At 63.4% G+C, this 14,254-nt stretch carries 15 protein-coding genes and 1 pseudogene; 8 read left to right on the top strand and 8 right to left on the bottom strand.

Features of this window, described 5'->3' with window-relative positions:
• The first annotated feature begins 3 nt into the window (after positions 1-3).
• The 5 genes from P6U23_RS38005 to P6U23_RS37985 all read left to right on the top strand — a co-directional run bounded on the left by P6U23_RS38005 (position 4) and on the right by P6U23_RS37985 (position 3,781).
• Positions 4-813, top strand: a complete 810-nt coding sequence (locus tag P6U23_RS38005; RefSeq protein WP_407177393.1) for an ABC transporter ATP-binding protein — start codon at positions 4-6, stop codon at positions 811-813.
• Positions 810-1,631, top strand: coding sequence for an ABC transporter permease (locus tag P6U23_RS38000; protein WP_407177392.1), 822 nt, complete (start codon positions 810-812; stop codon positions 1,629-1,631). The genes P6U23_RS38005 and P6U23_RS38000 overlap by 4 nt, the downstream gene beginning before the upstream one ends.
• Complete coding sequence (locus P6U23_RS37995; RefSeq protein WP_407177391.1) at positions 1,631-2,617, top strand: 2-hydroxyacid dehydrogenase; 987 nt, start codon at positions 1,631-1,633, stop codon at positions 2,615-2,617. Before P6U23_RS38000 ends, P6U23_RS37995 begins: the two co-directional genes overlap by 1 nt.
• Positions 2,618-2,620: 3 nt before the next feature.
• Positions 2,621-3,310 (top strand): AprI/Inh family metalloprotease inhibitor, encoded by a 690-nt coding sequence (locus P6U23_RS37990; protein ID WP_407177390.1) that lies wholly within the window; start codon positions 2,621-2,623, stop codon positions 3,308-3,310.
• Between the two features lie 93 nt (positions 3,311-3,403).
• The gene (locus tag P6U23_RS37985) at positions 3,404-3,781 is read left to right on the top strand and encodes a hypothetical protein (protein WP_407177389.1); all 378 of its coding nucleotides are present in this window, start codon (positions 3,404-3,406) and stop codon (positions 3,779-3,781) included.
• A gap of 194 nt (positions 3,782-3,975) precedes the next feature.
• Here the strand turns inward: P6U23_RS37985 and P6U23_RS37980 are convergent, their stop codons facing one another.
• The gene (locus P6U23_RS37980) at positions 3,976-4,428 is read right to left on the bottom strand and encodes a nuclear transport factor 2 family protein (protein WP_407177388.1); all 453 of its coding nucleotides are present in this window, start codon (positions 4,426-4,428) and stop codon (positions 3,976-3,978) included.
• Positions 4,429-4,677: 249 nt separating this feature from the next.
• On the opposite strand from P6U23_RS37980, the pseudogene P6U23_RS37975 reads away from it, so the two are divergent.
• Positions 4,678-6,015: pseudogene (locus tag P6U23_RS37975) on the top strand (thiamine pyrophosphate-binding protein).
• A 414-nt stretch (positions 6,016-6,429) separates the two neighbouring features.
• Positions 6,430-6,735: a glycine zipper domain-containing protein gene (locus P6U23_RS37970; protein ID WP_024509353.1), complete on the top strand. Its 306-nt coding sequence runs from the start codon at positions 6,430-6,432 to the stop codon at positions 6,733-6,735.
• A gap of 198 nt (positions 6,736-6,933) precedes the next feature.
• On the opposite strand, the gene P6U23_RS37965 is transcribed toward P6U23_RS37970, so the two are convergent.
• From P6U23_RS37965 to P6U23_RS37950, 4 genes are all read right to left on the bottom strand, one after another.
• A complete protein-coding gene (locus tag P6U23_RS37965; RefSeq protein WP_407177387.1) occupies positions 6,934-7,119 on the bottom strand; it encodes a hypothetical protein in 186 nt (61 codons plus the stop codon).
• A gap of 165 nt (positions 7,120-7,284) precedes the next feature.
• Positions 7,285-8,234, bottom strand: a protein-coding gene (locus tag P6U23_RS37960) for an IS630 family transposase (protein ID WP_407177386.1) whose coding sequence is annotated in 2 segments (ribosomal slippage) — positions 7,285-7,962 and positions 7,965-8,234 — 948 coding nt in all. Because the reading frame shifts where the segments join, the coding sequence is not laid out codon by codon here.
• 190 nt (positions 8,235-8,424) lie between these two features.
• Positions 8,425-9,147: a DNA repair protein RadC gene (gene radC / locus P6U23_RS37955; protein WP_407181718.1), complete on the bottom strand. Its 723-nt coding sequence runs from the start codon at positions 9,145-9,147 to the stop codon at positions 8,425-8,427.
• Positions 9,148-9,374: 227 nt separating this feature from the next.
• Complete coding sequence (locus P6U23_RS37950) at positions 9,375-9,611, bottom strand: hypothetical protein (RefSeq protein WP_407177385.1); 237 nt, start codon at positions 9,609-9,611, stop codon at positions 9,375-9,377.
• On the opposite strand from P6U23_RS37950, the gene P6U23_RS37945 reads away from it, so the two are divergent.
• Complete coding sequence (locus P6U23_RS37945; RefSeq protein WP_407177384.1) at positions 9,604-10,797, top strand: MFS transporter; 1,194 nt, start codon at positions 9,604-9,606, stop codon at positions 10,795-10,797. The two genes, P6U23_RS37950 and P6U23_RS37945, sit on opposite strands and share 8 nt — an antisense overlap.
• A gap of 68 nt (positions 10,798-10,865) precedes the next feature.
• Here P6U23_RS37945 and P6U23_RS37940 read toward each other — a convergent pair whose 3' ends face one another.
• From P6U23_RS37940 to P6U23_RS37930, 3 genes are all read right to left on the bottom strand, one after another.
• Positions 10,866-11,984: an ABC transporter substrate-binding protein gene (locus P6U23_RS37940; RefSeq protein ID WP_407181717.1), complete on the bottom strand. Its 1,119-nt coding sequence runs from the start codon at positions 11,982-11,984 to the stop codon at positions 10,866-10,868.
• 14 nt (positions 11,985-11,998) lie between these two features.
• Positions 11,999-13,153 (bottom strand): CaiB/BaiF CoA transferase family protein, encoded by a 1,155-nt coding sequence (locus P6U23_RS37935; protein ID WP_407177383.1) that lies wholly within the window; start codon positions 13,151-13,153, stop codon positions 11,999-12,001.
• 190 nt (positions 13,154-13,343) lie between these two features.
• Entirely contained in the window at positions 13,344-14,120 is a 777-nt protein-coding gene (locus P6U23_RS37930) for an IclR family transcriptional regulator (RefSeq protein ID WP_407177382.1), read from the bottom strand.
• Positions 14,121-14,254 lie beyond the last annotated feature (134 nt).

The raw sequence follows: 14,254 nt of genomic DNA, 5'->3' as shown, positions 1-14,254 counted from the left end.
CGGATGGTGCAGGTCTTGTCCGATACCGAGGCGGATCTTGCCGGACTCTCCGTCAGCCTGCGCGGCGTCACCAAAACCTTTGAAGGCGGAATTTCGGCGCTCGGACCTCTGGACCTGAAAGTCCACAAGGGCGAATTTCTGGCGCTGGTGGGCCCCTCGGGTTGCGGCAAATCGACGGCGCTGCGCCTGATCGCGGGGCTTGCCGCGCCGACCACGGGCACCGTCCAGACATCGCGTCATGGTAGCGATGCGCGGCCAGGCCATGCCATCGGCTTCGTGTTTCAGGAGCCGACGCTGATGCCGTGGACCTCGGTGTGGGAGAACGTGCGCCTTCCCTTGAGGCTCGCGCGCACGCCCACCGCCGCAGCGGACGTGCGCATCAGGGAGGCGCTGGAGCGCGTCGGTCTTGCCGAATTCGCGCAGAGCTATCCGCGCGAGCTCTCCGGCGGCATGAAGATGCGCGTGTCGCTGGCCCGCGCGCTGGTGACCGACCCTGACATTCTCTTGATGGACGAGCCGTTCGCCGCGCTCGACGAGATCACCCGCTTCCGTCTCAACAACGACCTGCTCGCGCTGTGGCGCAATCTGCGCAAGACCGTCATCTTCGTCACCCACTCGGTGTTCGAGTCCGTTTATCTGTCGCAGCGCGTGGTGGTGATGACCTCGCGACCCGGCCGCATCGCGGCCGAGATCGGCATCGCAACGGTCGAGCCGCGCGGCGACGAGTTCAGAACGTCCGCCGCCTATGCCGATTACTGCCGCAAGGTCTCCGCGGCGCTGGCGCCGGCCTATTCCGGGCGGTCCGCGCTATGAGCGCTCAAGGCAAGCAGCAGGTACCCGACGGTGGCAATGCCTTGCGGCTGTCGCGGATCGTGCTGCCGGTGCTCGTGCTAGCGCTGGGCCTGATCGTCTGGGAACTCGTGGTGCGCCTCAACGACATTCAACCCTATGTCCTGCCCGGCCCGGTACTTGTCTTCAAGACCTTGATCGGCGATTGGGACGTGCTGTGGCAATCGCTGTTGACGACGCTGCTGACGACGCTTGAAGGTTTCATTGCCGCATCCGTCGGCGGTATCGCGCTGGCGCTTCTGTTCAACCAGTCGAAGCTCCTGGAATATTCGTTGTTCCCCTATGCGGTGATCCTGCAGGTGACGCCTGTCATCGCGATCGCGCCGCTGCTGCTGATCTATCTGCCGCAGCAGACCGCCGTCGTCGTCTGCGCCTGGATCGTCGCGTTTTTTCCGGTGCTGTCCAACACCACGCTGGGGTTGAACTCGGTGGACCGCAATCTTGCCGGACTGTTTCAGCTCTATGGCGCCTCGCGCCTCCAGGCGCTGCGGCTCCTCAAGTTGCCCTCGGCCTTGCCCTATATTCTCGGGGGCTTGCGCATCGCCGGTGGCCTGTCGCTGATCGGCGCCGTGGTCGCCGAGATCGCGGCGGGCACCGCGGGGGCAGGCTCCGGACTCGCCTATCGGATCGCCGAATCCGGTTATCGTCTGAACATTCCCCGCATGTTCGCGGCGCTCCTGCTGTTGTCACTTGCCGGGATTGTCATCTATGGGCTGCTGGCGCTAATTTCGCATCTCGCATTGCGGCGCTGGCATGAAAGCGCGCTTGGAAAGGAAAGCTGATGGCGGCCGGAACAATCTCCTCCGAAAAAATCGATCTCCTCGTGCATGGACCGCGCAAGCCGATCGTCGACAACGGGTTTTCCGATCAATTCGTGCTGCATCATTTCGAGACGACGGGCGATCTGGAACGGCTGACGCCGGAAGTGGCCGCAAAAATCCGCGGGATCGCGATCACCTACAATTCGGTGCGCGCCGACGCCAAGACGCTGGCGCGGTTTCCGAAGCTCGAGATCGTGTCCTCCTTCGGCGTCGGTTACGATCATGTCGATGCCGCCTATGCCTGCGATCACAACATCATGGTCACCAACACGCCCGACGTGCTGACCGAAGAGGTCGCCGATCTCGCCATGGGCCTTCTGATCGCGACCCTGCGCGAGTTCGTCAAGGCGGACAAATATCTGCGCTCCGGTCTGTGGCAGACGCAGCAATATCCGCTGAGCGCCGGCTCGTTGCGCGACCGCAAGGTGGGCATGGTTGGCATGGGCCGGATCGGGCAGGCGATCGCGCGGCGGCTCGAGGCCTCGCTGGTGCCGGTGGTCTATCACACCCGCAATCCAGTCCCGGGCCTGTCCTATCAGCATTATCCCAACCTGATGGAGATGGCGAAGGCGGTGGATACGCTCGTCGTCATCGTCCCCGGCGGGGCGGGAACGGCGAAGATGATCAACGCCGAGGTGATGAAGGCGCTCGGGCCGCGTGGCGTCATCATCAACGTCGCGCGCGGCACGGTCGTGGATGAGCAGGCGCTGATCCAGGCGCTCAAGTCGGGAACCATTCTGGCGGCCGGGCTCGACGTGTTCGAGCGCGAGCCGCATGTGCCGGATGACCTGAAGGCGATGCAGAACGTCGTCTTGCTGCCACATATCGGCTCGGCCTCCGTGGTCACGCGCAATGCGATGGACCAGCTCGTCGTCGACAATCTCAAGGCCTGGTTCGCCGGCAAGCCGCCGCTCACACCGGTGGCGGAAACGCCCATAAAGGCTTAAGCGATGAAAGATGCCGCGGTGCTTGCATGTGCGCTCCTGGCGATGCCGGCCGTGTCGCCCGTGTGCGCGCAGGACGCGGCAAGCCTGAAGCAGGAGATGATCGGCCAGTGGGAGCTGTCCACGACCGATCGCAGCAAGACCTGCGTGGTCACGCTGAAAGGCGATTCGACCTCGCATGGGTTGAAGCTCGCGCTCGAGCCCGGCTGCGCAGCGGCACTGCCCTTCACCAAGGACATCACCAACTGGAGCATCAAGGGGCTCGATATCGTCCGGCTGCAGGATGCCAAGGAAGAATCGGTGCTCGATTTCACCGAGGTCGAGACCGGCATTTTCGAAGGCGTCCGCGCCAATGAGGGCGTCTACATCCTGCAGAACCTCGCCGCCGCGCGCTCGCTCGCCAAGTCGATGGACCAGATGATCGGGGACTGGGCCATGGTCCGCGGCGACGGCAACACCGTCTGCGGCCTGACGCTGACCAACAATGACGCCGGCAACGACAATTTCCAGGTGTTCCTGAAACCGAAATGCGATGCTGTCATCGCCGCCTTCGCGCCGACGCAATGGCGCCTGGAGCGTGGCCAGATCCTTCTGATGTCCGATCGCGGCGAGACCTGGCATTTCGAGGCGGACGATAACGCGCAGTGGCGGCTGGTGCCCGATAGCGCCGATCCGCTGATCATGCTGCGGCAGTGAGCGGCTTTGCCCCGGAGCGGAACCGGGGCGAGCGAGCAAGCGTTGGCTTGATCTCATGTTGTGCGATGCCTGCCGGCCACTGGAGCAGCAGCGATGGCGAAGAAAAAGGTTTTGGCGCTCGGGATCGATCCGTCCTTCGTGGATTTTTCGGCCCTGCCGCAATTCACGCCCGAGCTGTTTCGCCAGCACATCGATACCCAGGTCGATCGGGTGCGCGATCTCGGCTACGATGTCACCCTGTGCTTGATCGATCTCGGCGATACCGCGGAGGCGGTGACGGCCGACGCGCTCAGGGCCGTCGCTTTTGATTGCGTGCTGATCGGCGCGGGCCTCAGGCAGCCGCCGGAGCGGCTGCTGCTGTTCGAAAAGATCATCAATCTCGTGCACCGGCTCGCGCCGACGGCCGCGATCTGCTTCAACACCACGCCCGCCGATACGGCAGAGGCCGTGCAGCGCTGCATCGAGCGTTGAAGAAGGGTCATTGCCCCGACATCGGATCGACCGGTGAGAAGCCGAGCGCGTTCTTTCCGGCCGCGTCGTAGAAGCGCTCTTGCGCAAACACATGCTGCCTCGCCGCATGGATGGCTGTTTCCGTGAGGTGACGGAGGCAAGCAGAATGGTTACAGATGCAACGTCGATGGCGAGGAGATGATCAGGCGGTCCGGTCAGCGGTGATATTCGTTCCGCTGCAGCACCCGGACGCCGAACCAGCCCCAATAGACGCAGTGACGCTGGATCAAGCCGTCGTCGTTGAGTTCCATGACCTCGGTGAAATCCATCTGCTCGCCTTTGCCGGCATCGCGTGGATATTCCCAGATCAAGCGTTTGCCGTCGGTGAGATAACCGGTCCGGTAGTATTGGCGGACAGGCGGCTTGCGCTCGGCGAGTTGCGCGAATAGTGGCCGTAGTTGGTCGTGACCGTGCAGCGTGCCGCTGTCGCAATTGAGCAAATGCGGAACAAGCGGGCTTTCGAAATGAGCGTCAGGCGCATAAAGCGCCAGCAGCGCTTCTGCGTCGTTGCGCGACAGCGCATCGTTCCAGGCAAAATACATGCGCTCGACGGGTGTGCTGCCCGAAGCGGAAATCGGCTCGCCCGAGGTTCTTTTCAGAGGCGTCATCTCCTTCTCCTCAGCGCGACAATGGTGGTGTGGACGCTACCTGAGCGTCCCCTCGTCCGAAACTCCGGCATGCTTCTGCAGTTCCGCGCATGAACGAGCAAAAGCATCAAAACTCGCGTGAGAATTGCGCCTGTCGGTGTTCCCTCGCATCGAACTCCGTCGCCGCGGGAACGATGGCAGCTCGCACCAATTGACGCGACGCGCGAGCGTCGTGGTTCTCCCGGGAAAATGCGTGAAGGGAGATCGATCATGCTCAACCGAACTCGAACCGTTGCCGACCGAACCGCCGATGCGCTCCGACGTCACGGTACGACGTTTGCCTTCGGGCAGAGCGTGCCGTCCGCAGTGGTGCTTGCCTGCGAGGAAAGCGGCATCAGGCAAATCACCTATCGCCAGGAGAACATGGGCGGTGCGATGGCCGATGGCTTCGCGCGCATCTCGGGCCGGATCCCCGTGATCTTCTGCCAGAACGGACCGGCGGCGGCGCTCATCGTCGCGCCGTTCGCCGAGGCGATGAAGGCCGGCAGCCCGATCGTGGCCCTGATCCAGGAAGTCGAGCGCGCGCATATCGGCAGGAACGCGTTCCAGGAATATGATCATCAGTCGTTGTTCGCGCCGGTGACCAAGTGGTTCCGGCGCCTGGAGGACCCAGAGCAAATCGACGATTTGATCGATGCGGCATTCGTTGCTGCCGGCAGCGGTCGCGCCGGTCCCGCGGTGCTCATGCTGCCGCTCGATCTGCAGCGCGCAGAAGTTAGCGGCAGCCCAAGGCGTAGCCTTCGGTTTGACGCCTGGCCCATCGATCGGCCGCGTCCGCCGCAGCGGCTGATTGCGCAAGCGGCTGAGCTGATCGCATCCGCCGAGAATCCGGTGATCGTTGCCGGAGGAGGTGTTCACGCCTCGCAAGCGAGTGCCGCGCTCGCAAGACTGCAGGAAGAAGCGAGCCTGCCGGTTGTGACCACCAATATGGGCAAGGGCGCGGTCGCCGAAACACCCGCTCTCGGCGGGGCCGCTTGGCGCGTTGAATGGACCCGGCTCGCTCGGCCGCCACACCAGGCCTCTGTTGGACGAGGCGGACGTTGTCCTGCTGGTCGGCACCAGGACCAATGAAGACGGCACGGATGCATGGACATTGATCCCGCGGCAGGCGCGGCTCATTCACATCGACATCGATCCGGAAGAGATCGGCCGCAACTATGAAGCCATGCGGTTGCTCGGCGATGCGCGCGAGACGCTTGCGGCACTCGCCGAGGCGACACGCGCCTTTCGTTGACGGTGGTGGTGCTCAACAACGCCGTGCTCGGTTATCAGAAAGATGCCGAACAGGTGAAGTTCGGCCGCTACACCTCGTCGGGACATCTTGGCCGCGTCGATCATGCGGCGATCGCCCGCGCCTGCGGCGGAAGAGGTGAGGTGATCGAGACCGTCGCCGATCTGGACATTGCGCTCGGCGCCGCGCTCGAGGCGCAGGTCGTGACCCTGCTCGACGTCAACACTGATGCGTGCGCGCATCCGCCGGTCTCGCTCTATGCCGGCAAGCTCGACCATGCGACGCCCCAGGGGATCATTCACGAAGCAGTGCCGTAGCGGTCGTTATTGCGTCCTGTTGCGGCGCTTCTTCGCAACGCGCCGCTTTGCACGTCCGCGCTCGAGATCGCGCCGGGCTCTCCGCCTGGTCTCCTCGGAATATTGCCCTTTGGGCGGCGCTGGAATCCTTTTACCTGCCCGCCGGTCACGTGACAATTTGATGGCAAGGGCTTGCGCCTGCTTTTTGCTCTTGGCCATGCTGAACTCCTCTCGATGAGACATGACCATGGGTCAATCGCGGCCCTGCGACAGCGTTCCCCCAGGTTCGACATCGGGCCGTCATGATTGATTGCTCTGTCGCGGCGGCAGGTTCAAGCGCTTTTCCGGCAGGAGGCGAAAGCGAAGCGATTGACTTGCGTCAAAGCGATTGCGAACAAGCATCGTGGAATGAAACGCAAATGGAGAACTGCACGGATGTTCAAAAAGCTCGGAATTGCCGCGTTGCTGGCGCTCTCGGTCGCGATGCCCGTTCATGAGGCCGTGGCCCAGGATACGCTGGGCGGGGCGCTGTTGGGCGGTGCTGCGGGCGCCATTGTCGGCGGCGCCGTCGGAGGGGGCCGCGGTGCAGCAATCGGCGCGATCGTCGGCGCGGGCACCGGGGCGGCCATTGCCAGCGAGGGCGAACGACGCCGCGGCGGTTACTATTATTATCGCGACGGCTGCTACATCCAGCGCCCCGACGGCGCCTGGATCCGCGTTCGTCCGCGCTACTGTTATTGATTGCAATATCATCGAATGACGCCGATCAGTTCGCAGAGGCGCCCGACGGTGCCTCTCGATTGATCGGCAATATTCTTGAACTCGGCGCAGCTTGAGCCCAAATCAGCCCATCTTTACGGCCGCGCCGATCTTGCCGAAGATGATTGCAGTCGTGTGTGCTAGCGCCGAAGAGCGCGGCGGTCGCGCATCCGTTCCAGCTTATACGCCGGATTGATCCGGTAGCGGTTCGATGCGCGCGACCTGGCAAGAGAGCGTGTCGACTTGCGCTGGCATGATCGGGCCGCTCACCTTTTCGACCCAATCTAAGAACCTGTCGATCAGGTAAGCAGGCCTCAGCATCGCCAAGCCCGCGCCCCACATCCGCACCGCTGTCTCGTTCATCATCGGTCCCCTCCTTCGATGACGAGCTTTTCTGACACACATTCGGCGGAACGCGAAGCGAATGGTAAATGAATGGTAAATGGGCGGATGAGCCGAATCAATTTCATGCCCTTCAGGCTTGCCTGCCGCCTTTGCCGACGCGTCGCGCTTCGGATGTCCTAGAGCGTTTCACGATTTGGCGGAAGCGTAACCTGCGTTGGCGAAATAGTTGCTGCATTCGCGGGGCTGGATAGTTGTGACGAGGTCGCCGATGCAACGCCAAGTGTCTTCGATGGTGCGCTTCTGGGCGATGCGCATCCAATGCTTGATCTTGGCAAAGGCCTGCTCGATCGGATTGAGATCTGGTGAGTAAGGCGGCAGGTACCAGAGCCTGGCGCCGGCGCCGCGGATGATGCGGCGCAGAGCGGCCGACTTATGGCTGCCGAGATTGTCCATGATGACGATGTCGCCGGGCTTGAGAACGGGAACGAGTTGCTGTTCGACATAAGCTCGGAAGCACTCGCCGTTGATCGGCCCGTCGAAGACGCAAGGGGCCGTGAGACCATTGCAGCGCAGAGCGCCGAGAAAAGTCAGCGTTCGCCAGTGGCCGTGCGGGGCAAAACCTCGCACCCGCTCGCCCTTCGGTCCCCATCCGCGCAGCGGGGCCATGCTGGTTTTGATCCAGGTCTCGTCGATGAAAACCAGGCGCTGGGGATCCAAGCTGGCCTGCCATGACCGCCAGCGTCGCCGCCGACGCGCAACGTCAGCGCGGCCTTGCTCGAGGGCGAACAGCGTTTTTTTGAATCGCAGTCCTTCGCGCCGCAGGAATGTCCAGACCGCATTGTGCGAGACCTTGACCCCGCGCGCGCGGCGAGTTCGTCCTTCAGCTTGTGCAGCGTCAGATGCGGCGTCTGTCGGATCCGCTCTTTGATGAAAGCGCGGTGTGGTTCCAGCACCGGCTTGCGATGCCCGCCCATTTTGCCCGGGCTCACCGAGCCGGTCGCCCGATGGCGCTGCGACCACTTCACCACCGACGACACTGCAACACCAAACCGTGCCGCTACCGTACGGCAGCTCTCGCCAGCTGCCATCGCCGCCACCACTCGCTCTCGCAGATCATTGGAAAGAGGTCGGCTCATCAGATGCTGGCCCCCAGCCCAGCCAGCATCTTGAATCACAAACCAACCCTCAGGGGAATCCCTCCCGATTCAGCCTAGCCATGAATTGCTCTAGTTGTCGGCCAGCATGCTTCGGCCCTGGGAGGGGCGGGGAGTGTTCGGCTTCTTGACGAGAATACGTCGTCCGAAAGACCTTCCGGCGCGGCGGAGCCTACATCAGCCGCATCCCCTTCAGGCTCGCGTGCCCGCCTCTGCCGACGATGATGTGGTCGTGCACGGCGATCCCGAGCGGCGTGGCGATGTCGACGATCGCCTTCGTCATCCGCACATCCGCCTGCGACGGCGTGGGATCGCCGGAGGGATGGTTGTGGACCAGGATGATCGCGGTGGCGGAGAGTTCGAGCGCGCGCTTGATCACTTCGCGGGGATAGACCGGGGTGTGGTCGACCGTGCCGGTCTGCTGCACCTCGTCGGAGATGAGCTGGTTGCGCTTGTCCAGGAACAGGATGCGAAACTGCTCCTTGTCCGCAAAGGCCATGCTGGTGCGGCAATAGTCGATCACGTCGCTCCATGATGAGAGCAGCGTTCGCTGCTTCAATTCACCTTTCGCGATGCGGGTGGCCGCCGCGGCGATCAGCTTGAGCTGGCCGATCGAGGCGTCGCCCATGCCGTCGACCTCGCGGAGCAGCGTTTCCGGCGCGTGGATCACTTCGGCAAAGGAGCCGAACCGTTTCAAGAGCGCCTTGGCGAGCGGCTTCATGTCGCGCCGCGGCTGCGCCGCGAACAGCACCATCTCCAGCAGCTCGTAGTCGGTGAGCGCATCCGCGCCCGATTGACGAAAACGCTCGCGCAGGCGTTGCCGGTGGCCGTGATAATGCGGCTCCTCGCGCGGCCCCTTGGGCTGGTCCTGAGACGGGTCGGGTTGTTCGGCCATCGCCACCAATGTGCCGAGACGGAAAAGATTTGCAACCCTGAAGTGCGAGGGCGACACGATCAGGCCCGCAACGCGCGCGGGGTGGGCATTCGCACGGACATTTGAGTTGAGCTCGCCGATGATGACTTCCAAAACCGGCCATTAACGCCGTTGCTGTCCCGCTTTCGCATGTCGCGTCACGGGCCATCTTGCCAAGGCGGGAGCGATCATTAAGTCATCCTGGCACGTCATTCGCGGTTTGGTCCGGCAAGGGCAGGCGGACAAATCGATTTCAAAACAAACTTGATCCGGAGGAGACGCCACGCGGCTCGGGGCTGCAGAGCCTTGTGCTGCGCCCAAGGCCGGCCGTCGCTATCGGAGATGCCGATCATCGTCGGCATCGCCGCGAACTCACTCGCCTGATCTTTTGGCACATCTCGGGGAACGCCCGTTCCCAGCAAAGGAAAATCAAGAAACATGACCACGATCGCTTCCGATCTGCCGGGCGACTCCCAAGACGTTTCGGGCTGGATCACTCTTCTGCTGGCCGCATCGTGCGGCCTGATCGTCGCCAATCTCTATTACGCGCAGCCGCTGGTGGGACCGATCGCCGCCGATCTGGGGCTGTCGCCGCAGCTCGCCGGATTGATCGTGACCATGACGCAGATCGGCTATGGCGCCGGTCTATTGCTGATCGTGCCGCTTGGCGACCTCGTCGAGAATCGCAGGCTTGTCATTGCCGTGACCGGTCTTGGTGCCCTGGCGCTCGCCGGGGCGGCGCTGTCGAGCGCGCCGCTGCCGTTTCTCCTGGCATCCCTGCTCATCGGGCTCGGATCGGTGGCCGTGCAGATCCTCATTCCCTATGCCGGCCATCTTGCGCCCCACGCCGTGCGCGGCCGGGTGGTCGGCAACGTCACCACGGGCTTGATGCTGGGCATCATGCTGGCGCGTCCCGCCGCGAGCTTCATCGCGGCGGTATCGTCCTGGCACGTGGTCTATGGCGTCTCGGCCGCGACCATGGTGGTCTTATGCCTGGTGCTCCGCCGCTCGCTGCCGGTCAGTGAGCCGAGGACACGCCTCGGTTACGGCAAGCTCCTGGCTTCGATGGTGCACCTCGCGCGGACCACGCCGGTGCTGCGGCGCCGCGCGCTCTACCAGGCCGGTCTGTTCGGCGCGTTCAGCCTGTTCTGGACCACGGTGCCGATGGAGCTCGCGGGCCCCAACTTCCGTTTCTCGCAAGCCGGCATTGCCCTGTTCGCGCTGGCCGGCGTCGCAGGCGCCATTGCTGCCCCGCTTGCGGGCCGTATTGCCGACCGCGGCTGGACCCGCCCCGCCACTGCTTTCGCCATGCTGCTGACCGCCGGCGGATTTGCACTGACCCGGTTCGGCGAACTGGGCTCGCCGCTGTCGCTGGCCGCATTCGTGGCGGCGGCGATTGCGATTGATTTCGGCGTGCAGGCCAACGTCGTGCTGGGTTACCGCGCGCTGTTCGTGCTGGGCGCAGAGCAGCGAAGCCGCCTCAACGGGCTTTATATGACGACGTTCTTTCTCGCCGGCGCGGCGGGCTCGGCGATCGGCGGATGGGCTTATGTGCAAGGCGGCTGGACGCTGGCGGCCTCGATCGGCGGCGCGCTGCCGCTGTTGGCGCTGATCTACCTCGCGACGGAATGATCTTGCTTAGCGGACGCCGCCGATCAGCCGGCGACCGACGGCCTCGCTATTGCTGTGCAACTGGTGTCTCATGGATGGATCGGCAGATTGGTCTCGAACAGGTGATTGAGATCGCCGAGCAATGCGAGGCCATTTTCGCCGGCCCTGAGCGCTGCATTGATCCGCTCCGACGCAGCCGCCTGGAATGCCATGTAACCATGGTGTCGCGGCCGAACGTAGGATCCCTCGAGGGTCGCGCGTGTGCTTCGGTAGAATTCAGCGGTCGCGCTGTTCACGGTCGGATCGTCCCAGGCGCTGGCATGTCCGCACTGACCGCCGGCAGCGGCATAAGGTCCCCGTTGCACCTCCGCGCTTGCGATCCAATAGGCGAAATCGATCGCCCGCGCCGCGTGCGGCGTTTTCGCGGAAACGGCGATTCCGGTCCCGCCGAGCGCGGCGCCGACCGGCTTGCGCGAATCGATCGTCGGGATATTGGCGAAACGGATCAGTCGCCGGCGAAAGCCGGCCTGGGCGTAGGACACGTAACCGTAGATGAAAGGAACGCAGTCGATTGCCGAGGCGTCATCGACCATTCTTTCGAACACGGCGATGGGATCGCGGTCGAGGTCCGAGGGGTCGATAAATCCGGCAAGCTCGCGAATAATGCGCCAGGCTTCGAGGCCGGTCTCAGAATCCACGAAACGCGAACGCTCAATGCCGCACGGCTGGCCGAGATGCGCCGCCAGCGTATAGAACAGCATCAGGGAATGCGGCGGGCGGAGCGGAACGGCCACCCGCCCGCGACGCGCCAGCTCCATCACCTCGGCCAATTCCGTCGGGGCTTGCGGCAGCCGGTCCGGTCGAAACGCCTGGACCTGGGTGGCCGCGTCGATCGGAAATGCCCATTGCTTTCCGTCCCACCTGTATGAAGGGTAGGAGGGGCCGACGGATGCGGCCTCAAGCGCAGTACGCTCCGCCTCGCGGCCTGCGACATCCAGCGGCAGCAGGCACTTCTCCTGGGTGATTTGCCCAACGTGCGGATGATCGATCACGATCAGGTCGTAGCGCTTGGCGAGTTCGACCACCGGGAAGCTCTCGAAATCCTGAAGCGAACGCTGCTCCCACGTGATGCTTACTCCGCTGCGGCGCCGCCAGACCTCCGAGCACGCGACCAGCGGGTCGTAGCCGCGCGGATGGCTCCACGTCATGCCCGTGAGATGGATCACAGCAGGAACTCCCGGCGAAGAGCGGCCGAATGCTCGCCGATCTTGGGTGCCGCCTGATCGCCCTTCGGCCTGAAGCCATTAAAGCGCAGCGGCGCGCGGGTGGTCCGGATGCTGACATCCTCGCGTGACACGGTTTGCAGCATTTCCAGCGACTTGAAGCCCTCGCTCTCCAGCAATTCAGGCCAGGAGAGGACCTTCGCGCACCAGATATCGGCGGGCTCGAGGATCGACAGCCAATAGTCGCTGGTTTGCTCGGCTAGGCGACGGGCGATGATCGCCTTGATGGCGTCCCGGGCATTGAACCAGCTCGCGGGGTCGTCACGATAAGGCGCAAGCGCATCGAGGCCGAGCAGGTCGGCGAGCTTCGGGATCGGCGTCATGGCGATCGCCAGGAAACCATCTTTGGTGGGATAGACGCCGTATGGCGCGGCCAAATAGGCATGGGCGCTGCGAAGCGCGGAGCGGCTGGGCAATCGCCCACCGTCATTCAGATGTACCGTAAGCACCTCAAGCTGGAAATCGATGAGCGCTTCAAGCAAGCTCGTCTCTACATGGGCGCCTCGCCCCGTCACGCCGCGCCGGACCAGTGCGGCGAGAATACCCTGAGCCAGTGTCGCGCCGGCCATCATGTCAGCAATGGCAAGCCCGAAAGGGACCGGCCCTTGGGTTTCGTCGCCATTCAGCCACATCACCCCGGATCGGGACTGTGCCAACAGGTCCTGGCCCGGTCGTTGGACCCATGGACCCTTGGTGCCGTAGCCGGTGATGGAGGCGTAGACGATCCGCGGATTGAGCGCTCTCACGGTCTCGTAGTCGAGCCCGATCCGCTCGATGACGCCGGGACGGAAATTCTGAACCACAACGTCGGCAAGCGCGAGGAGCTTACGCAGCGCCGCCAAATCCCTGGGCTCCTTGAGGTCGATCGTCAGGCTTTCCTTGCCGCGGTTGATCGCGTGGAAGATCGTGGAGTCGCCGCCGATCTCGCCGTCGCTGAGATACAGGCGGCGAGACAGGTCGCCGCCCTCCGGTCGTTCGACCTTGATCACCCGTGCTCCGAGATCGAGCAGACGGAGGCAGCAGTAGGGGCCGGATAGAAATTGGCTCAAGTCGACGACCAGCAGGCCGTCGAGGGGGAGTGTCGTTTCGCGCATCGCGCCACCTTCTGCCGGACAAGTTTCGTTCGCCGTGCCGGAGCGCTCGAGCGTCCTGCAGTCGATCCGATCAGGCGCGGCTTCTCATTCTTATATGAATACAGTACTCATATGTGAATAAAAAAAGCAACAGACGCCGGACCGCCGCCGCGACCTGATGCTCGGCGGTCAGGGGTAGGTTGCGGAGATTTCAGGCTACGCCCGCGGCAGCGGAGATTTCGCCGGCCGTCGCGAGCAACATCGTGAGAACATCCTCTCTTGATGGTGCATCGTGCCGGTCGAGACGACGAATATGCGGGCACGTCAGCGCTGCAAGCAAGGTCCCGGTCGAACTGAGAACGGGAACGGAAATATTCGTAACGCCGGCTGTTTGTTGGCTTGGGCGAACTTCGTAGCCTCGCTGTCGCACCTTTGCGAGCATCTGCTCGAACCTTTCCGGTACGGTCTCGCCCGGAACAGGCACTCGTTCCTCCAGCATCAGCTTGCGCTCCGCGTCAGGTACGAAGGCGAGCAAGACGTGACCCGATCCGGTGTTCAGCAGGCTGATATGCGAACCCACCCGGATTGAGAATCCCCAATATCCCGGCGCATCGATCTGTCCAACGACCACTCCGCTGCCGCGATCATAGACTGCCATGTGGCAGGCCTGCTCCGCGTCGCGCGCGAAGCGGCGCATCGCAGGAAGCGCCAGACTTACCAGGCGCCGCATGGGTGGATGCCGATGAGCGAGCCCGAACAGCTTCAGCGACAGTTCGTAACGGTCTTCGCTGGTTCGCACGATATAGTTCCGCCGAACCAGCCGATCCAGCATCCGGTAGATCTCGTTCGGCGAGCGGTCGAGCGCCTTTGCGATTTCGGCCTGCGACAGCCCTTCATCGGTGCCCGACAGGAGCTCGATGATGTCGAGGCCCTTGTCCAGTGCCGGCGCCTTGTAGCGCTCTTCAGTGTTCTCACGCTCTTTCGTCATCGCTCGCCCGCACCCCAAATGAACGCCGACCATAGCACGCGGCGGGGTCGCCGCCGGCCGGAGCAGCCGACGTTTTCAACGGATCCGTCAAGCAGCTTGACATCATTCCATATATGAAAATAGTTTCCATATTT

This window comes from Bradyrhizobium sp. STM 3562 (genome assembly GCF_045571435.1).
In the GTDB taxonomy this organism is placed as follows: domain Bacteria; phylum Pseudomonadota; class Alphaproteobacteria; order Rhizobiales; family Xanthobacteraceae; genus Bradyrhizobium.
Note: the sequence above shows the minus strand (reverse complement) of the source record. Positions and strands in the feature narration are given on the sequence as shown.